The organism is Candidatus Poriferisodalis sp., assembly GCF_965237655.1.
Classification (GTDB): Bacteria; Actinomycetota; Acidimicrobiia; order Acidimicrobiales; family Poriferisodalaceae; genus Poriferisodalis.
This window is the reverse complement of record NZ_CBDEGB010000002.1, coordinates 1878283-1897930: the sequence shown is the minus strand read 5'-3', so window position 1 is coordinate 1897930 and position 19648 is coordinate 1878283. Positions and strand designations below refer to the sequence as shown.

Sequence of the window (19648 nt, the reverse complement as noted above, 5' to 3'; positions counted from 1 at the left end):
TGGCCGCAGCTGGTGAGGCTCAAGCCTCGCGGGGCGAGTCGACGATCTTGTGGCGCGTCAAGGCTGATTGAAGCGGTCGAATCCGCCTTCGGCGTTGATGACCTGGCCCCGGATCCAACCTCCGCTGTCGGTGGCGAGGAACTCGACGAGGTTGCCGATGTCATCTGGGGTGCCCCATCGTTGGTCAGGAAATCGCGACCTCACCGCATGGTGCGCATCGCCTTCGTCGTAACCGGTGTCAACGGGACCGGGGTTGATGCAGTTGGCCACGATGCGCGATTCCGAGAGTGAATGATTGATCGTCGCGGTCATCTGGTGGAGCGCGCCCTTGGACACGGCGTAGGCGATCTCCGTGCCCATTGGCGCTATGTGCTGGCCGCTGGTGAACCAGATCATGCGCCCGGACGGAGGCTCCGCCGGTGGCGCCGGCTCGTGAACTTGTGCGAATCGCTGGGCCAGCAGGACAATGCTGCGCACATTGACTGCCCAGCCACGGTCCAATTCGGTTGCCTCGACTTCGGACAACGGCTGAAACGAGGATCGGGCGTGTGCCGCGACGACGATGTCGAGTCGACCGTGAGCGTCGATGACCTCGTCGATGAGGGTGTGGTTGGTCTCGGCCTGCTCGAGATCGTGTTGATGGACGGTGAACGGCAGCGGTGACAGCGGTTGGTGGCCCCATGGCATCTCTCGGTCGCGAGTGGGCCAGCCGGTCGCGTGTACGACAGCGCCAAGTTCATGGAGCCGTCGAGCGACAGTCGCCGCGATGCTGAGGTCGCGGGAGATTCCGGTGACCAAGGCGATGCGTCCCGTGAGAGGTCCGGTTGGCGGCATGGCAGCTCGATCTCTGCGGTGCGGCTAGGAAAAAGCGTCGTTCCCGATAGTCAACCTGCCACGTAACCCGTCGCACCGTGAGTCAGTTCAGAGGCGCGCCTGCTGACCTCACAATCGTGAATGATGCTCCTATTGATGTCAAGCGGCGGGTTGGAGTGTGTTGAGCCAGTCGCGGTAGGCGGGCACGAGGGCGTGGTGGGGTGCTTTGCCTCGTTCGATCATGGAGATGGTTGCGGGCCAGGTGTTGAGCTGGTCGGCGGCGTGGGCGAGGCTGAGGCCGGCTGCTTGTCGGCGGTGTCGGAGTTCGCCTGGATCGCCGGCGCTGTTGGCGTGGTGGGGGTGGGCGAGCAGTGCGAAGACTTCGCGGGCGATGTAGCGCTTGAGGCATCGGATGATCTCTCGGCGTGATTTGCCTTCTGTTTGGCGGCGTTGGGCATACGCGCGTGTTCGGGGGCAGGTGGCGAGGCGGACCATGGCGATGCGCCACAGGGCGTGGTTGGCTTGGCGGTTCCCGCCGGGGTTGAGGCGGTGGCGGGTGGTCTTGCCTGAGGACGCCTCGATGGGTGATGCGCCGCACAGCGCTGCGAACGACGCTTCGCCGGTGAGCCGTTCGGGGTTGTCGCCGGCGGTGATGAGCAGGATCGACGCCGTGTCGGTGCCGATGCCTTTGGCGGCTCGCAGCGCCGGGTTGGCGGTCAAGGTGAGCTCGTCGAGATGGCGGCGCAGCTCGTCGAGATCGGCGTCGAGGACCTGATGTTGGCGGGCCAGGGTGCGCAAGGCGATCTTTGCCGCCTCGGCGGGCTCGGCGGGGTCGCCGGGACGGAACCGGGCGCAGCGAGCCACCCGCTGCGCAGTCGTGAGCGGCTCGAGGGCGCTGCGCAGCCGGTCCGGAGCAGTGACGACAAGATCGCGGATCTGATTGGAGACGCGGGTGCGATGGGCACGGGTCGAGCACAACGCGACCCGGATCGCCCGGATCGACTCCACAATCCCGTCGCTGCCCTTGGGAGCGGTGGTCGCGTCGCCGGCGAGCGCGGCGCGGGCCGCGGCCTCGGCGTCGACGACATCGGACTTTCCGCGGCGGCGACGCATCTGACGGTTCGGCCGGTTCACCTCGGCCACCTCGACGCCCGAGCCGACCAGATGACGCGTCAGCCCCGCCCCATAGGAGCCGGTGCCCTCGACACCGACACGCACCAGCGGCCCGAACGACCCCAGCCACTCTGCGAGCCGGCGATACCCCGCCGGGTCCGCCCCGAACGACGCCGTGGCGAGCACCCGGCCCGCCTGATCGGTCGCCGCAGCGACGTGGACCTCCTTGTGCGTGTCGACGCCTCCATAGACGCCGACTGGCTGATCAGCCATGATGAACCCCTGCCTTTCTCCCAACTGGGTGAGCGAGGCACCATCGGCCGGGACGGCGGACAGGACAGTCAAGGTGGTCTCCAAGGCTCCTATGAGGTCACGTCCGCCCGACCGGTCGGTGCGCGCCAGCAGCCGGGACACCAGGCCGACAGATCACGAACAAGGCACCAAGCCCGTCACACCCCGAGTCAAACCCAGGCCCGACCGCTGACCCTCCCATCATGACTGTCACACCCCTGTCGTACGTTTGTTCCAATGCACCCAAGTGCCGTCCCCGCTCCCGTCGCTGGCTTTGGCGCGTCAGCCGTCGCCACAGACCTGCTGTCTACTGGCGCCGCCTTGTCGCCCGCTGCTGTCGACACTGACCTGAAGCCCGCTGCGGCCGCCGCCAACCGGCCGCCCGCCACTGCCGCTATTGACCTGCCGTCGGCTGCCACCGCTGCTGACCTGTCGCCCGTTTCCCCGGCCTCTCGTTCGCCTGCGGCTGTCGCTATTCCTCCGCCGGGTTCGTGTGATTGTTCTGGTGGCGGTGTGTGCGTGGGTGTTGTGGATGTGGCGGGGTTGTCTGATGAGGGTCTGCGGGGCCGTTTGGGTGTGATCGGCCGTTCGGAGTCGACGTTGGCGGCGATGAAAACAGCGGTGCTGGGCGAGATCGCTCGCCGTCATGACACCGCGGCTGCGGAGCGCGCCGCACGGGTGGAGCTCGCAGCGTCAGGGCGTAGCGCGAGAAGCGACGTGCGCCTCGCCGTGAGCCTCGAGGCTCTGGATGCGACGCGTGAGGCGCTGGCGAGGGGTGCGATCCCCGCGGCGCACGCAAAGCTGATCGCCCGCGCCGCCGGCGAGGGCCCCATCAACGAGCAGTATCTGGCGGCCGCTGCGCAGCGGCAGGGCTATGACGAGTTCCGTCGCACGGTGCGCCGCCACCAAGCCGACCGAAACGGCGACGACGGCAAGTCGTTGCTGGAACGTCAGCGCCAGGACCGCTCAGGTCGAGTGTTCACCAGCACCGAGACGGGCATGGTGGTGCTCAACGCCCAGTTCGACCCGATCGCCGGTGCACAGATCTCCGCCATCGTGGCGGCTAAAGAACGAGAGCTTTACCGTGACGAAGACCCCACCGATCGGCCGAGTCACCACCAGCGCACCGCAGACGCCATCGCGAAGCTGATGCTCGAGCCCGACGCCAGGGGGCGCCCACGGCGTGGGGGCACCTCGCTGCTGATTGTTGCCGACTACGACACCGTCAACCGACAACTCGCCAACGCGCGCCTCGCGGACGGCACACCCATCCCAACCAGCGAACTCGTGCACCTCGCCTGCGACGCACAAATCCTGCCCGCCGTGTTTAACCGAGCCACCGGCGACATGGCAATGGGCCGAAGCCGCCGCATCGCCACCGACGCCCAACGGGCCGCACTGGCCTTTCGCGACCAAGGCTGTGTCGGCTGCGCCAAATCGCCGATCTACTGCGAAGCGCACCACATCATCCCCTGGGAACTCGGCGGACGCACCGACCTCAACAACCTCGTGCTCGTGTGCAACCGCTGCCACCACCACATCCACGACGACGGCTGGCAAGTACACCGCCACCACACCAACCACCGCTACGAACTCCACCCACCAAACCGAACACCCCCATAACCACCAACAGCCGGCCCCCGGCGGAACGAGTGGCGACTCGCTGGGTCGCGGCGGGAGGTGCTTGGCTGGTTGGGCCAATGGTCGCGGCTTACCCGTGATGCGTCGGTGAACCGGGCCGCGGCGGGCGGACCGGCAATAGGCCGACCGTCCCCCAACCGCCATCAGCCCACCAGTCCTTCAACCCACCAGCCGCTAGCCGGTGCGCCACGGCATGGCAAGCACATGTTCCCGTCAAGAAGGCAAGATCTTCTAGCACTGCACAACCGGGGAGACCCAGATGAGTCCGAACGAACCTCTGCCTACGACGCCCGTGCTGGGCCTGCTGCTCGGCTTCGAGGACTCGATGGCTGACTTTGTCGAGCTGGCCCGGGAGGGGGAGGCCGCGGGGATGGGCTCGATGTACACCGTCGAGGCTGGTCGGAGTGCGTTCGTGTCGGCGGCTGCGGTGATCGCTGCGACCGAGCGGGTCACTGTCGGCACCTACATCGCCAATGCCTACGCCCGCGAGCCGTGGCTCACGGGGATCGCGGCTCGTGACCTTGACGAGCTCAGCGGGGGACGGTTCACCTTGGGGATCGGCACCGGGAACCGCCACTTCAACGACTGGTACATGGGGGTCGACGACTTCCGGCCGCTCGCCAAGATGCGCGAGTACATCGAGATAGTTCGCAGCGTGGTCGCAGGCCAGACGGGGGAGTCCGTGCGCTACGAGGGCGATCACCACCGGATCCGCTGGCGGGCCACCTGGGAGCCGACGCGGCCGTCGATCCCGGTGTACCTGTCGGCCTCGGGACCCAAGATGGTGCGGCTGGCGGGCGAGGTGTCCGACGGCGTCGGCGTCGGGGTGATGGCGTCGGTCGGTTTCATGAGCGACATCGTCCGCCCGGCGGCTCGCAGCGCTGCGGCCGAAGCCGGCCGTGACCCCGACAGCCTGGGCTTCCTCATGGGTTCGTTTCTCAGCGTCAACGCCGACGAGGAGCTCGCCCGCAAGGTGACCCAAGCCGCCATTTGCGGGCTGTTTCACCCTGTGCCGCATCCGTACTACGACTCACAGCTCCGCCAGATCGGCTTCGACGAGTTCGCCGACGCAGCGGCACGGCTGGTCCCGCAGGGTCAGATGCGCGAGGCAATGGACCTGGTGCCCGATGAGGTCGTCGACACGATGAGCATCACTGGCACCCCCGCCCAATGCGCCGCACGCATCGCCGACTACACCGGTCTGAGCGACGAGATCATCCTGTACCGGCTGCCCCAACGGAACGATCCCCCCGGGCTTGCCGGATACGAACCGCTGTTCGAGGTCGTCTCGCTGGCCGGCGCCTGAGACGCGCAGCACCTCCGTCGATTGATCCTCTATACAGGATCAATCTAATTCTGGATATTGTCCAGAATTATTGATATGATGACGGCGTGATCGAGGACGCCCAGCAGCTGTTGCGAGCGCGCGGGATACAAGTGACCGCACAGCGGTTGGCAGTATTCGATGCCGTGTCGGCCCGTCCGCATGCCACTGCTGACGATCTGGCCGACGATGTGCGTGCGAGTATCGGGTCAGTATCCCGACAGGCAGTTTTCGACGCCTTGACCATGTTGACCACCGAAGGTCTGATCCGGCGCATTCAGCCGGCCCGGTCGGCGGCCCGATACGAGGACCGGGTCGACGACAATCATCACCACCTTGTGTGCCGCGACTGTGGCCGGATGGTCGACGTCGACTGCGCAGTGGGGTACCGGCCGTGTCTGGAAGCCGCCGATGACAACGGCTTCACCATTGACGAAGCCGAGGTCATCTACTGGGGTTACTGCCCCGCGTGCCTAGCCGCGTCCGATGTCGCGGAGAGCGATGCATGTGGGTGAGAGAGCAATCTCGCCGGACAGTCCACCGGTCAGCCACCGGACAGCCCGCCGGTCAGCCCAGCAACCAGTCGAGACAACAGTCCAACAAACAGCTCAACACTCAGCTAAGGAGCACCCATGACGATTGAGGACACAGGCACCGCCGCCGGAGCGACGCCAGCGGCCAGATGCCCGGTGCTGCATGACAGCGCCGCTGCGATGGGCGCGCTCGCAAATCAGCACTGGTGGCCTGAGCAACTGAGCCTGCGGCCGCTCGGCAAGAACTCCCCGCTGATCGACCCGACGGACGCCGAATACGACTACGCCGCAGAGTTCAAGAGCCTGGACCTCGCAGCGCTGAAGGCCGACGTCGTAGAGGTGATGACCACCTCGCAGGACTGGTGGCCGGCCGATTTCGGCCATTACGGGCCGCTGATGATCCGGATGGCATGGCACAGCGCCGGCACTTACCGAATCCATGACGGCCGAGGAGGAGGCGGCTCAGGCACGCACCGCTTCGCGCCGCTCAACAGCTGGCCTGACAACGCCAACCTGGACAAGTCACGCCGGCTGTTGTGGCCCGTCAAGCAGAAGTATGGCCGCAAGATCTCCTGGGCCGACCTGATGATCCTGGCCGGCAACGTCGCGCTCGAGTCAATGGGCTTCGAGACGTTCGGGTTCGGCGGCGGCCGCGAGGACGTGTGGGAGCCCGAGGAGGACATCTACTGGGGGCCCGAGAACGAATGGCTCGCTGATGAGCGCTACAGCGGCGATCGGGAGCTGGCCAACCCGCTCGGCGCCGTGCAGATGGGCCTGATCTACGTGAATCCCGAGGGGCCGAACGGCGAGCCCAACCCGCTCGCAGCGGCGAGGGACATCCGAGAGACATTCGCCCGCATGGCCATGGACGACACCGAGACGGTTGCTCTGATCGCCGGAGGCCACACCTTCGGGAAGACCCACGGCGCTGCCGACGGCGACCAACACGTCGGCCCCGAGCCCGAGGGCGCCAGCTTGGAGGAACAGGGCCTGGGCTGGACCAGCACCTACGGCAGCGGCAAGGCGGGCGACACGATCACCAGCGGTCTCGAGGGCATCTGGACACACACGCCGGTGACTTGGGACAACTCGTTCTTCGAGATCCTGTTCGGCTACGAGTGGGAACTGTCCCAGAGCCCCGCGGGTGCGTGGCAGTGGATCCCGACCGATCCCGCTGCGGCTGGCACCGTGCCCGACGCGCACGACCCGTCCAAGCGCCACGTACCGGTCATGTTGACCACCGACCTGGCGCTGCGGATGGATCCCATCTACGAGCCGATCTCGCGGCGCTTCCTGGAGCACCCCGACGAGTTCGCGGATGCGTTTGCCAGGGCGTGGTTCAAGCTCACCCATCGCGACATGGGTCCCGTTGCGCGCTACCTCGGACCAGAGGTCCCCGACGAGCAGCTGATCTGGCAGGACCCCGTCCCTGCCGTCGACCACGAGCCGATCGACGACGGCGACGTAGCGGCGCTCAAGGCCCAAGTCCTCAGCTCGGACCTCTCGGTGTCCCAGCTGGTCTCGACCGCCTGGGCTTCGGCCTCGACGTTCCGTGACAGCGACCTGCGCGGCGGTGCCAACGGCGCCCGGATCCGGCTCGCTCCCCAGAAGGACTGGGAGGCCAACGACCCGGCCGAGCTGGCGGCAGTGCTGGCGGCGCTCGAAGGGATCCAGGCTGGGTTCAATAGTTCGCAGAGCGGCTCGAAGCGGGTGTCGCTCGCGGACCTGATCGTCCTGGGCGGATGCGCTGCCGTCGAGCAGGCGGCGCGCGACGCCGGTCACGACATCGAGGTGCCGTTCTCGCCGGGGCGCACCGATGCCTCTGAGGAACAGACCGACGCCGAGTCCTTCGCCGTGCTCGAACCGACTGGGGACGGCTTCCGCAACTACTGGCGAGCCGGTGACAAGCGCCGACCCGAGGTGATGCTGGTGGACCGCGCGAGCCTTCTATCGTTGACGACTCCGGAGATGACGGCGCTCATCGGCGGGCTGCGGGTGCTGGGCGCCAACACCGGCGGCACGTCGCTGGGCGTGCTCACCGACCGGGCCGGGTCGCTGACCAACGACTTCTTCGTGAACCTGCTGGACATGGGCACGCAGTGGCAGGTGTCGGAGTCCGAGCACGTCTACGAGGGCCGCGACCGCGGAACCCGCGAGGTCACCTGGACGGCCAGCGCAGTCGACCTCGTGTTCGGCTCGAATTCCCAGCTGCGAGCCATCGCCGAGCTCTACGGGTCATCCGATGCCGAAGACAAGTTCGTGCGCGACTTCGTGGCGGCGTGGGCGAGGGTCATGGACCTGGACCGGTTCGACCTGGACTGAGGTCAGCGGCTCACGTTCGTCGACGGCTACTACCCGCAAGCGGGCCGGGGCTAGCTTCGGCGCCACAGCAGAGGTGGAGACATGGCCGAGCGGATGGTGAAAGCCAACGGGATCGACATCTGGACCGAGGATTTCGGCAACCCAGATGACATTCCCATCCTGCTCGCAATGGGCGCAAGCGCCCAAGCCATCCGGTGGGACGAGGGCTTCGTCGCCGGGCTCGTGGACGGCGGGCGCTACGTGATCTGGTTCGACAACAGGGACACGGGCCAGAGCACGAGCTTTGACCTCGAGAAGGAGACGTACGGCCTGGCAGACATGGCGAACGACGCGGTAGGTGTGCTCGACGCGCGCGGGCTCGACAGCGCGCACTTGGTGGGGGCCTCGATGGGCGGGATGATCTGCCAGCAGGTGGCGATCGATCATCCGGACCGGATCCGGACAATGACGTCCATCATGTCGTCACCTGCCGGCGGCGAGATCGGGCGGGCGATCTTCATGGGCGAGACCTCTGAGCTGCCGCCGCCGCACCAGAAGATCATCGACCTCAACATGAAGTACACGTTGGAGCCGCCGATCACTCGTGAAGACCGGGTGCAGTCGCGGCTGGAGAATTCCGGAGCGCTCGTCGGCAGCCGTGCCGAATTCGACGTCGAGGGCTTCACGGCGATGTTTGAGCGGGAGTACGACCGGGCCGCGAACTGGCCGGCGATGCACAACCACGCGTCGGCGCTCATGGATGAGGAGAACCGGTCCGAAAAGCTGCGAGGCATCTCCACGCCGACGATCGTCATCCACGGAACCGAGGATCCGATCCTCCCGTACCCCCACGGCGAGGCCACGGTGGAGGCGATCGAGGACTCCCGCATGGTGACGCTCGACAGGGTGTGACAGTCATGATGGGAGGGTCAGCGGTCGGGCCTGGGTTTGACTCGGGGTGTGACGGGCTTGGTGCCTTGTTCGTGATCTGTCGGCCTGGTGTCCCGGCTGCTGGCGCGCACCGACCGGTCGGGCGGACGTGACCTCATAGGAGCCTTGGAGACCGCCTTGACTGTCCTGTCCGCCGTCCCGGCCGATGGTGCCTCGCTCACCCAGTTGGGAGAAAGGCAGGGGTTCATCATGGCTGATCAGCCAGTCGGCGTCTATGGAGGCGTCGACACGCACAAGGAGGTCCACGTCGCTGCGGCGACCGATCAGGCGGGCCGGGTGCTCGCCACGGCGTCGTTCGGGGCGGACCCGGCGGGGTATCGCCGGCTCGCAGAGTGGCTGGGGTCGTTCGGGCCGCTGGTGCGTGTCGGTGTGGAGGGCACCGGCTCCTATGGGGCGGGGCTGACGCGTCATCTGGTCGGCTCGGGCGTCGAGGTGGTCGAGGTGAACCGGCCGAACCGTCAGATGCGTCGCCGCCGCGGCAAGTCCGATGTCGTCGACGCCGAGGCCGCGGCCCGCGCCGCGCTCGCCGGCGACGCGACCACCGCTCCCAAGGGCAGCGACGGGATTGTGGAGTCGATCCGGGCGATCCGGGTCGCGTTGTGCTCGACCCGTGCCCATCGCACCCGCGTCTCCAATCAGATCCGCGATCTTGTCGTCACTGCTCCGGACCGGCTGCGCAGCGCCCTCGAGCCGCTCACGACTGCGCAGCGGGTGGCTCGGTGCGCTCGGTTCCGTCCCGGCGACCCCGCCGAGCCCGCCGAGGCGGCAAAGATCGCGCTGCGCACCCTGGCCCGCCAACATCAGGTCCTCGACGCCGATCTCGACGAGCTGCGCCGCCATCTCGACGAGCTCACCTTGACCGCCAACCCGGCGCTGCGAGCCGCCAAAGGCATCGGCACCGACACGGCGTCGATCCTGCTCATCACCGCCGGCGACAACCCCGAACGGCTCACCGGCGAAGCGTCGTTCGCCGCTCTGTGCGGCGCGTCACCCGTCGAGGCGTCATCAGGCAAGACCACCCGGCACCGCCTCAACCCCGGCGGGGACCGCCAAGCCAACCACGCCCTGTGGCGAATCGCCATGGTCCGCCTCGCCACCTGCCCCCGAACACGCGCGTATGCCCAACGCCGCCAAACAGAAGGCAAATCACGCCGCGAGATCATCCGATGCCTCAAGCGCTACATCGCCCGAGAAGTCTTCGCCCTGCTCGCCGACCCCCACCACGCCAACAGCGCCGGCGATCCAGGCGAGCTCCGACACCGACGACAAGCCGCCGGCCTCAGCCTCGCCCACGCCGCCGACCAGCTCAACACCTGGCCCGCAACCATCTCGGTGATCGAACGAGGCAAAGCACCCCACCACGCCCTCGTGCCCGCCTACCGCGACTGGCTCAACACACTCCAACCCGCCGCTTGACATCAATAGGAGCATCACGAGCTGCCAGAGGTGATCTGGCCTCAGGTCTGGGAAGAGATCCTCGCCCACACCGCTGAGTAGCTGACCAAGAATAGGGGAGGGGGTGCTGATGCTGTCCGATCGCAGCCTCGGGTGGTTTCGCTACCTCGACCGCAAGGCCCACACGCCCGACGATTGGTCACGAACCGGCCGGCCCCATCCGCACTGGGACGACCGCTCCGATCCGCCGATGGCAAGCTGGCATCGCTTCGACCTGGTCGACTCTTCGTACGCCCTCGGCCTGATGGCCCACCGCACACCGGCTTGGACCGAGCGGTACGTGGCCATCTTGGACCAACTGATCGAGCGCCACACCGGGTGGTGGTCGGCAGCCGACTGGCTCACCCAGTTCGGCCCCGACCCCGACCGCGCCAACTACCCCGACGCCTACCGCCCCTTCATTCCTCGCCAACTGTGGGGGGACTACGACGTGCCCGGCTGGACAGCCAACGGCATCGAGCCGTGGGGCGTTCAAATGGACCCTGTTGCCGCCGACGGCATGCTCTTCTACAAGGGCTTCTTATTGGTACTGCTCGGCATCCGCGAGATGATCGCTGCCGAGAGCCGCTGGAACGAGCCGTTCGAGATGATCCGCGACGGTGAGAACACGTTCACCTGGACGCACTCACAGATCGCCGGTCACCTGCGGCAGCAGTGGCTGGCGGCGCCAATCGGCTGCCACTGAGAGAACACCAAGATCTGGCCGTTCTGACTGGCTGGAGCTGGCCTCGGTCTGAGGCTTCACGACAACCGCTACGGCACTGACCACCACCAGGCGGCCTTTGGGCCCTGGTGGGAGTACGCCCGTGAGCACTACCTGGATCTGGTCGGCGAGGCCGAGCCCACGACCACCACCTTCTATTACGACCCCCAGGTCGACGTGCACCATCGCCTGCCGGTCCGAGCCGCCCTGACCACGGCGTTCTACGTGGCCCCCCAGCAGGCCGAAGAGGCCCGGCGCCTGTTCGACGCCGCATGCCGGTCGGCCCGCCTCGACCAGGATCCCGAGCTTCCGCTGGCCGCCGGACGCGGACTCGGCTCGGCGTTGGTGCTGGCACGCGAGTGGGGGCTGACCGATCTGGAGGAGCGGCTGACATCGGCCATCGAGGCGTCGTACGAGCCGACATGGGATGACGACCGGGGAGAATTCACCTGGGGCATGGGACTGGACGAGGAGCACCCGAGGGGTCAATTCAACGCGTTCCTGGCCACGGCGGAGGCGGTCGGACCGGGACGCTGGACTGCGCTGTCAGCCGCGCCGCTGGACCGCTGCCCCCAAGTGGTCGACGTCGACTTCCCCCGAGTCGCCCTCCGCCGGGCCGAGTGGGACGGCGGCGCGCTCCGGCTTGGCCTCGCGCCACTGCAGGAGAACCCACGGCAACGGACCGAGTTCCGAATCGTCGGGGTCCAGCCCGGGCACTGGCAGATCGCCGGTCCCGAAGGCGCCAGCGTCCGCTCGACCGATCAGGGACTCGTCGTCGACACACCGCTCGTGGCGGCCGATCTCGAGGTCGCCGCAGAGTGATTCACCTTGGGCTTGTGCAGGCTCTCGGTTGGGTGAATCAGACTTCGGTCAGATCTGGAGTTCCTCGGAGAGGGGGCCTCGTACGAGGCCGCGTTTGGGGTTCGAGTCGTCTGCGGCGGCCAGGAGACGCCGTGGAATGGAGGCGTTGATGGTGTCGACGGCGTCGATCACCGCATGGGCCACCCAAACGCGCGCCCGGCCTGCCCGGTGAGCGCTTTGACGCAGAATGCTCGCCTCGGCGAGTTGGTGCAGGATCTGTGAGGCCCGTCCCGGCGTCAGTTGGTAGGTGGACTGGATCTCGCCGGCCGTGATGGCCGGCGTATGCAGCAAGCCGTCGAGGATCTGCGACACCGCCGACCCGGAGCGAGTGCGGATGCGCTGGTGGTACTCGCTGGCGATGCCATCGATGCGGTCCACGAGGCGGACGGCGGCTCGCGCTCCGTCGCAGAGCGCTAACGCGAACACAGTGACCCAGGCGTCGAGATCACCATCTCGGTAGGCCATCAGGCCGTCGACGTAGCCGGTCGGGTTGTGCACGAGGCCATGGGCCACTGGCACCGGCGTCGCCCCGGCGTCGAGGAGCTGGTGGATCAGCAGCCGTCCGACGCGGCCGTTGCCGTCGGCGTAGGGGTGGATCGTCTCGAACTGGGCGTGTGCGATGGCAGCGTGCACGACGGGATGCACATCGTTGCGACGCATGAAGCGCACAAGGTCGTCCATCAGTGCCGGAATTCGCCCATGCGGTGGGCCCTCGAAATCCGCGGTCTGTCGGGATGGGCCGATCCACACGGCGGAGTCCCGCCACGCGCCGCGGTTGTGCGGCAGCAACTCCGGATGTGCGGCCAACAGGCTGCGGTGGCGGCGGTGGAACCAGTCCGACGTGACGTCTTCCTCGGCCCTGTAGGACTGGAGCGCCGTCGTCACGTTCGCTGCCACCAATTCGGTGTCTGCCGGGTAGGGATCGGGCTCTTCGTCGCTCAAGTCCGCGAGAGCGACCGCCAGCGCCTCACTGGAGGTCGTGATGTGCTCAATCTGTGACGACGCCACTGCGTCGGCCCGGATCAGCACCGCACTCAAATGACCTAGGACGCCAGTCGTCTTGGCCGCATGGGCACGAAGATCGTCAACCGCCTGGGTCGCTGCCCCGACAGCGGCCCCCGCCGTCGCTCCGAACGCCGGGACCGGCCGGTCCGCGATCCGCGCTGGCATCGTTTGAGTCACGACGATTCTCGGTGTGCTTTCGTCATCCCACGACCGCCACAACTCGTTTTCGACAGTGGCGGTCAGCCGCCGAGCCGCAGGCCATCGGGGCATGAACAACCTCTATGTTTCCGGTTGTCAGTGTAGGTTAACAGCTAAAACCTAATTGTTACAGGTAAATATTTAGGTATCCTGTCACCGTTGCCCATGCTGCTACTGGTCGTCCTTGCGCATCTGCCGTGCGTTCTGCGTGACGGGAAGCCGCAGCACCACGTCCCTCTCGTAAACCTGCAGCGTGTCGCCGAACCCTGCGAGCGTCAGGGGCGAGGTCGGCGGCGTCAGGGGCAAGGTCGGCGGCGCCAGGGGCAAGGTCGGCGGCGCCAGCGGCTTGTAGGAGAGGATCCCGTCGATGTCGTAGAGCTCGATCGCTGCGACCACCAGCCCCTCAGGCACTGGATCGCTGTAGAGGTGCTGACCTTCGGGCACCCGGAACGTGGCGACGATCTGGCGAGTGACCCCCATCGGCAGCCGATCCCCGTCAATTGTCACCTCCACTGACACCCGGTCAACGGGCCGTTGTGCGGCCGCGACCTCGAAGTCCTGATCCAGTGCAGCAGCGAGCATCTGCTCGGGACCGCAGCGCACCGCGAAACCGCAGATCGGGAGAACACCACCACGGCCGGCTGACCTATCCGGTCAGCGTGCACGTCTACCTGCCGGCCGGACTGGTCGGTCGCAACGATGTCAGGCAAGCGATTTCGCACCTCGGGGCCGGTCGGGAAGTCGCCCAGCGGAATCCGACGACTCCCATTGCCAGGCATCTCCGACAGGTTGAAGCCCTCGGCGTCCTCGAAGCACGGGCCATTCGACGGGCCGCTCCCGGTGTCAACCTTGATCTCCATCACACGCTCAGATCGCCTTCCGAGAATTGTCGATCATTGCACGCCGGCCGTCCAGCGTCCCGAGTACGAGAGGGAGTGCGGACTCGCGTCGGCATGATTTCCAAGTACTCCCTGCGTCAAGGGCTGGGAAGCTACGTTGCAGCCGTGGACACATCAGGATTCAACGGGCGGCGCGAAGACGAGCCGCTGCTGCGCGGCCAGAGCACCTACATCGACGGACTCGATGCCCCCGAGCTGGCCGGCGCGGCACATGCCACCTTCGTGCGCTCGGCTGAAGCCCATGCGCGGATTGCCTCCGTCGACGTGACCGAGGCACGGGCGGCCGGCGGGGTGATCGCGGTCTACCTCGGACCCGAGGTCGACGGCTGGCCGCTGCCGCCCCGGCTGCCGTCGATGAACCGCGACCTGTGGCGACCGCTCATGGCCCATGACACCGTGCGTTTCGTCGGCGAGCCCATCGCCCTGATGATCGCCGAGACGCGTGCGGCGGCGGTGGACGCAGCCGAACTCGTCATGGTCGACTACGAGCCGCTGCCCGCAGTCGTCGACCTCGATGCCAGCCTCAACGGCGAGACCTTGCTGCACGAGCACGCCGGCACGAATGTCGCCCTGGCGTGGGAACTCGAAGCTGTCCCCGACGAGGTGTGGGCCGGCTGCGACGTGACGGTGGAGTTCGACTTGGTCCACCCACGACTGGGCCCGCATCCGATCGAACCGCTCGCCGGCGCATCGAGTTGGGGCGCCGACGGGCGCTGCACAGCGTGGGTGTGCTCGCAGCGACCGGCGGGAGCCAAATACGTCATCGAGACGCTGCTCGGCCTCGAACCCGGCACGGTGCGGGCCATCTCGCCCGATGTCGGCGGCGGCTTCGGCGCCAAGGGCGGATGGGGCTGCTATCCCGAAGACGTGGTCGTGGCGTGGGCGGCACGCGAGCTCGGTCGGCCGATTCGATGGGCGCAAACCCGCTCAGAAGCGTCGCTGGCGATGGGTCACGGGCGAGCCTCACGCCACCGAATCCGTATCGGCGGCGACCGCGACGGCACGATCGTGGCCTACTCAGTGGATGCGCTGCAGGACAGTGGTGCGTACCCCGCCATGGGCACCAACGTCACCACCAACCTGCGCAACAGCGGAACCGGCGTCTACGACATCGCACACGCAACGCTGCGAGGCACCTCGGTGGTCACCAACACCACGCCCACGGTTGCGTTTCGAGGCGCCGGCCGTCCCGAGGCAGCCTGCTCGATCGAGCGGGCGGTCGACCGTTTCGCCCGAGCGATCGGCCGCGACCCGCTCGAGGTGCGCATGGCCAACCTCGTGCCGGCCGATCGCTTCCCGTACCGGACAGCCGTCGGAGCCACCTACGACAGCGGGAACTATCCCGAGACACTGCAACGGGCCGTGGCAGAAGCGGACTACGAGGGGCTGCGCGCCGAGCAGGCGGGCCGGCGGGCCGGCGGCGACAGCGCCGTGCTCCTTGGGGTCGGCGTGAGCTGTACCGTCGAGATCACCGGTGGCGGCGAGGGGGAGCGGGCAACAGCCCGACTGGAGCCGGATGGTCGCGTCGACGTCGTCGTGGGCACTTCGCCTCACGGTCAGGGCCACGAGACGACCTTTGCTCCGGTTGTCGCCACCCAGCTCGGCCTCGATGTCGACCGCATCACCATCTCGCACGACGACACGGACAGGTCCCCAATCGGCGGGGGAACGATCGGGTCCCGTTCGGCGCAGCTCGGCGGTTCGGCCGCCCACGGCGCGGCCGTCGACCTTGTTGCGGCGGCTCGTGAGCGTGCGGCGGAGCTCCTCGAGGCCGACCCCGACGATGTCACGCTCGACACCGGTCGCGGGCTGTTCCACGTGGTGGGGACCCCGGCCCTTTCCCTCGGCTGGGCCGACCTGGGAGAACTCACCGTCGACCATCACTTCAGACCCGAAGGCGGAGCCGGATCGTTCTCATTCGGCGCCTGCGTGGCCGCAGTCGAAATCGACACAGCAACCGGGGAGGTGCACGTGCGGCGCCTGGTGAGCGTCGACGACGCCGGCGTCATCCTGCAGCCGGTCCTGGCCCACGGGCAGGTGCACGGCGGCTTGGCGCTCGCTGTGGGTGCTGCGCTGTACGAGGAGATGTTCTACGACGACGAGGCGATCCCCATGACCGTCGGCCTCGCCGACTACGCCCTGCCGTCCGCTGCGGAGCTTCCCTTCTTCGAGTGCTACGAGACCGAGACGCCATCGCCCCTCAATCCCCTGGGCGTCAAGGGCATCGGCGAGTCCGGGACCGTTGTTGCCACTCCCGCGATCCACAGCGCCGTGCTTGATGCTCTGGCGCCGTACGGCATCGAGCACCTGGATCTCCCGCTGACTCCCGAGAAGATCTGGCGCTCGCTGCAGTGATCCGGTCGAGGTTGGCGTATCACCCTCGTGCGTTGGGTGGCGCTCGTGCGCCAGTTCGAGCGAGTCGCCGGCCCGTGAGCGGTGCAGGGCTGTGGAGGGGCGACAGCCGGATGACCTCGGAGCTTCGTGTGCCGAGTCACCGGACCAGCTCAGCCGAGTCGAACGCCTGGTGCTCGCTGCGGTGACGTCGTCCGCCGGTCTCCGCAGCGTTGCGGGCGTTGCCAGGGCCGCAAGGGTGTCGTGGTCAGCGGCGCGCCACGCGCTGAACACGCTGTCCGCACGCGGCACGGTGAGAATTCGTGCCTCGGAGCGGGGCAGCCGCAGTGGCGTGTGTGAGGTCAGTGTTCGGGAGCCTGCGGTTGCCTCCCCTGATTTCGAGCAGCTGCTTGCTCAGGCCAAAGGTGTACGGCTGCCTCCGCCATCGCCGACGCGGGTGCATTCGGGACCTCGATGTCCTCGTGCATGAAACGTTCGAACCAGAGGCGGTCTTGGACGACCTGCGAACCGCGGCAGAGGTCTCGGCCATCGCACTCGCAGACGGCACGCTCAACTGCTGACGACCCATGGCTTGCAGAGGCAGCGCCGGAGGCGAGCTTCACGACAGTCTCGTCCTACTGGCACCAGCGCCAACCGGAACTGGCTGCCTGGCTGGCCACCGCATTTGATTGACCGGACGGCCGGGCGCGATGCTGAGCGCACCAGCGCGATTGTCCGCATTCTGGACCTCGACAGCGACTCGGCTTGGCGAGCGCCGCCGACGGGTCGAGAAACGGCAATCGTCGCTGTCACCGGCCCAGGAGCTGTCTCGCTTCCTCGACGACGCTGATGACGACGTCGCCGGCTCCCGGCAGGTCGTCCAGCAGATCGAACCCGGCGCCGGCATACAGCGGTTGCATCTGGTCGTCATCGGCAGCCATGGCGGCCCGTTGCAGGTCGGCACGTGCCGCCGCCTGCAGCAGGCCGGGCAGCGGTGTTCCGCCATGTTCTGACCAGTGGTCGGTGAACTCCGATTTCAGCACCCGGGCCCACTGGCCGGTGAATCCGTCGGTGACCACGGTCGTGCCGCGTCCCGAAATGAGGCGGTCCTTCCACATTTGGCTGGCCTGTGATTCTGCGGTGGCCACGAATCGGGTGCCCATGAGCACGCCCGCCGCGCCGAGCATCGTGGCTGCCGCAAGGCCGCGCCCGTCGACGATGCCTCCGGCTGCCACCACGGGAACCCGGTCGTCGATCGCCTCGACGACCTGGGGGACCAAGGTGAACGTCCCGGTGCCGACGGTCTGCGCAGCGGGGAGCTTGCGGCCGTGGCTGCGGTGCCCGCCTGCTTCGAGACCCTGCGCGATCACCACGTCGCTGCCCTGCGCGACGGCGGTGTTGGCGTCTGCTGTCGTCGCGACCATGGTCACGACCCGAGTGCCAGCCTCGTGGAACCGGTCGACCAGTTCGGGCTCCGGAATGCCGAGGCCCGCAGAGAACACGGGAATGCGTTCCTCGATCATCACCTCCAGCGCGTCGTCGACGAGATCGGGCATCGGCCGCGGAGCTTCGAGCGTTGCAGGGAGATCGAATCGGGGGCGGAGCTCGTTGAGAACGCTTTGCACGGAGCGAACCAGGTCAGAGTGCTCCATGACGTCAGGCGGCGTCCGAACGTCATCGTGGAGCCAGATGTTGACGCCGAACGGCTGATCGGTGAGGTCACGCACCCGCGTGATCGCCGCACGCACGGCGTCGGGCCGAAGGTTGAGCGCGGCAAGAATCCCGAGTCCACCGGCGTTGCTCACCGCAGCGACCAGCTCAGGGCCGGCCACACCGCCCATGCCTGACTGCAGGACAGGTGCGGCGACACCGATGACGGCTTCGAGCCGCGCGGGATCCCCAGGAGTCAGAATTCCCGCACCCTAGGCGGGCCAGCGTTGGTCCCGGTCGGGCTCCGGCGCCGGTGAGAAAGTGCGGCTGTCAGTCAGTATCGGCGCCGAGGCGGGGCGTGAATGCTGTATTCCCGGTGCCGCCGCCCTTTAGCGCAGCGGCAGCGCGCTCGTTGTCCAGGATCTTCGCCAGGATGGCCTTGCCTGCCCGGTCGAAGTACCCCCGGTTCTTGATCACGAACTTGTTCGACTCCTGCATCGATGTGAGCTGACCGCGCACCGCCGGGATGACGTGGCGTGCAACCAGATCCCAGCTGCGGAACATGGCCTCGGGTTCGGCCCAGTCGTTGACGAAGCCCATCATCACGCCGAACCCGCCGCTGATCTCCTGCATCCGCAGGATGTTCTCAACCAGGTCGTCCGGCGTGCCGATCACGCCCGCGGCGGTGTCAGGGTTGGCGTAGAAGTCGATGGCCTCCGCAGTGGACGCCAGCGGTTCGAGGCCCGGACGCTGCAGCGTGTCGACGTTGTATTCGTTGTGCCACCGCAGCAGCCCGTGCTCAACATCGCGATGGGCCTGCTCGCGGGTGGGAGCCACATGGAAGTTGAACATCACCCGCCAGTTGGCCCGGTCCACAACTTGGTCGTGCTTCTGCGCGGCTTCTTCGGCGAAGCTCCACTGCAGCGGGAGCGATGCCAGACCGTCGGTGGACATTGACCCGATCGACAGCACGCCCATGCCGTACTTGCCCGCGAGCGTCATGCCCGACGGGCTGATCATCGACGCCGTCGTCATCGGTATCTCGTGCTGGTACGGCAGGATCTGCAGCTTGGCGTCGTACATCGAGAACCAGTCGCACTCGTAGGTGAAGCGCTCGCCGCCTGCAAGCAGCCGCTTGATGACCGGGATGGCTTCGTCCTGGCGGTCGCGCAGCAGCATGGGATCGATGCCCAGGGTGTGGGCATCGGACGGCAGCGCGCCCGGGCCGGTGCCGAGCATCGCCCGCCCGAAGCTCATCTGGTCAAGCTGGACGATGCGCTGGGCGACGTTGAAGGGGTGGTGGTAAGGGATGGAGGTGACGCCCGTGCCCAGCTTGATACGGCTGGTGCGCATGGCTGCGCCGGCCAGGAACATCTCGGGCGAGCCGATCGTCTCCCAGCCGGTCGAATGGTGCTCGCCGCACCAGAATTCGTCATAGCCCAACCGGTCGAGGTGGGTGACGAGGTCCAGGTCTCGCTGCAGCTGCAACGCGGGGCTCTCGCCAAGAAGGTGATGGGGAGCCAGGAAGGCGGCGAACTTCACCGTCGGGACCCTACCGAAGCGCTGCGGTGCCGGAACG

The 19648-nt window shown here is 67.3% G+C and carries 15 protein-coding genes; 9 read left to right on the top strand and 6 right to left on the bottom strand.

From position 1 onward, the window contains the following. Window positions 1-57: 57 nt before the first annotated feature. A complete protein-coding gene (locus tag ACPXYO_RS16920; protein ID WP_423923065.1) occupies window positions 58-834 on the bottom strand; it encodes an SDR family oxidoreductase in 777 nt (258 codons plus the stop codon). Between the two features lie 138 nt (window positions 835-972). After that, window positions 973-2199: an IS110 family transposase gene (locus ACPXYO_RS16915; protein WP_423919580.1), complete on the bottom strand. Its 1227-nt coding sequence runs from the start codon at window positions 2197-2199 to the stop codon at window positions 973-975. Window positions 2200-2736: 537 nt separating this feature from the next. Here ACPXYO_RS16915 and ACPXYO_RS16910 point away from each other — a divergent pair. From ACPXYO_RS16910 to ACPXYO_RS16875, 8 genes are all read left to right on the top strand, one after another. After that, window positions 2737-3840: an HNH endonuclease gene (locus ACPXYO_RS16910; RefSeq protein ID WP_423923063.1), complete on the top strand. Its 1104-nt coding sequence runs from the start codon at window positions 2737-2739 to the stop codon at window positions 3838-3840. A gap of 277 nt (window positions 3841-4117) precedes the next feature. Next, complete coding sequence (locus ACPXYO_RS16905) at window positions 4118-5164, top strand: LLM class flavin-dependent oxidoreductase (RefSeq protein ID WP_423923061.1); 1047 nt, start codon at window positions 4118-4120, stop codon at window positions 5162-5164. Between the two features lie 86 nt (window positions 5165-5250). Next, a complete protein-coding gene (locus tag ACPXYO_RS16900; protein WP_423923059.1) occupies window positions 5251-5697 on the top strand; it encodes a Fur family transcriptional regulator in 447 nt (148 codons plus the stop codon). Between the two features lie 117 nt (window positions 5698-5814). Beyond that, window positions 5815-8037 carry a catalase/peroxidase HPI gene (gene katG, locus ACPXYO_RS16895; RefSeq protein WP_423923057.1) on the top strand — a complete coding sequence of 741 codons (2223 nt, stop codon included), beginning with the start codon at window positions 5815-5817 and terminating at the stop codon, window positions 8035-8037. An 81-nt stretch (window positions 8038-8118) separates the two neighbouring features. Further along, the gene (locus tag ACPXYO_RS16890; protein ID WP_423923055.1) at window positions 8119-8928 is read left to right on the top strand and encodes an alpha/beta fold hydrolase; all 810 of its coding nucleotides are present in this window, start codon (window positions 8119-8121) and stop codon (window positions 8926-8928) included. A gap of 228 nt (window positions 8929-9156) precedes the next feature. Continuing rightward, window positions 9157-10383, top strand: a complete 1227-nt coding sequence (locus tag ACPXYO_RS16885; RefSeq protein ID WP_423923053.1) for an IS110 family transposase — start codon at window positions 9157-9159, stop codon at window positions 10381-10383. A gap of 103 nt (window positions 10384-10486) precedes the next feature. Further along, entirely contained in the window at window positions 10487-11107 is a 621-nt protein-coding gene (locus tag ACPXYO_RS16880) for a hypothetical protein (RefSeq protein WP_423923051.1), read from the top strand. A gap of 243 nt (window positions 11108-11350) precedes the next feature. Beyond that, window positions 11351-11947 carry a hypothetical protein gene (locus tag ACPXYO_RS16875; protein WP_423923049.1) on the top strand — a complete coding sequence of 199 codons (597 nt, stop codon included), beginning with the start codon at window positions 11351-11353 and terminating at the stop codon, window positions 11945-11947. A gap of 48 nt (window positions 11948-11995) precedes the next feature. Here ACPXYO_RS16875 and ACPXYO_RS16870 read toward each other — a convergent pair whose 3' ends face one another. After that, on the bottom strand, window positions 11996-13156 hold the full coding sequence (locus tag ACPXYO_RS16870; protein ID WP_423923047.1) for a Fic family protein: 1161 nt from the start codon (window positions 13154-13156) through the stop codon (window positions 11996-11998). Window positions 13157-13360: 204 nt separating this feature from the next. Further along, complete coding sequence (locus ACPXYO_RS16865) at window positions 13361-13771, bottom strand: hypothetical protein (RefSeq protein ID WP_423923045.1); 411 nt, start codon at window positions 13769-13771, stop codon at window positions 13361-13363. 422 nt (window positions 13772-14193) lie between these two features. Between ACPXYO_RS16865 and ACPXYO_RS16860 the strand changes: the two genes are divergently transcribed. After that, on the top strand, window positions 14194-16443 hold the full coding sequence (locus ACPXYO_RS16860) for a xanthine dehydrogenase family protein molybdopterin-binding subunit (protein WP_423923043.1): 2250 nt from the start codon (window positions 14194-14196) through the stop codon (window positions 16441-16443). Between the two features lie 785 nt (window positions 16444-17228). On the opposite strand, the gene ACPXYO_RS16855 is transcribed toward ACPXYO_RS16860, so the two are convergent. Both ACPXYO_RS16855 and ACPXYO_RS16850 read right to left on the bottom strand, forming a co-directional pair. Continuing rightward, window positions 17229-18293 carry an NAD(P)H-dependent flavin oxidoreductase gene (locus ACPXYO_RS16855; RefSeq protein WP_423923901.1) on the bottom strand — a complete coding sequence of 355 codons (1065 nt, stop codon included), beginning with the start codon at window positions 18291-18293 and terminating at the stop codon, window positions 17229-17231. Between the two features lie 106 nt (window positions 18294-18399). Continuing rightward, window positions 18400-19611, bottom strand: a complete 1212-nt coding sequence (locus ACPXYO_RS16850; RefSeq protein ID WP_423923041.1) for an LLM class flavin-dependent oxidoreductase — start codon at window positions 19609-19611, stop codon at window positions 18400-18402. Between the last annotated feature and the right edge of the window lie 37 nt (window positions 19612-19648).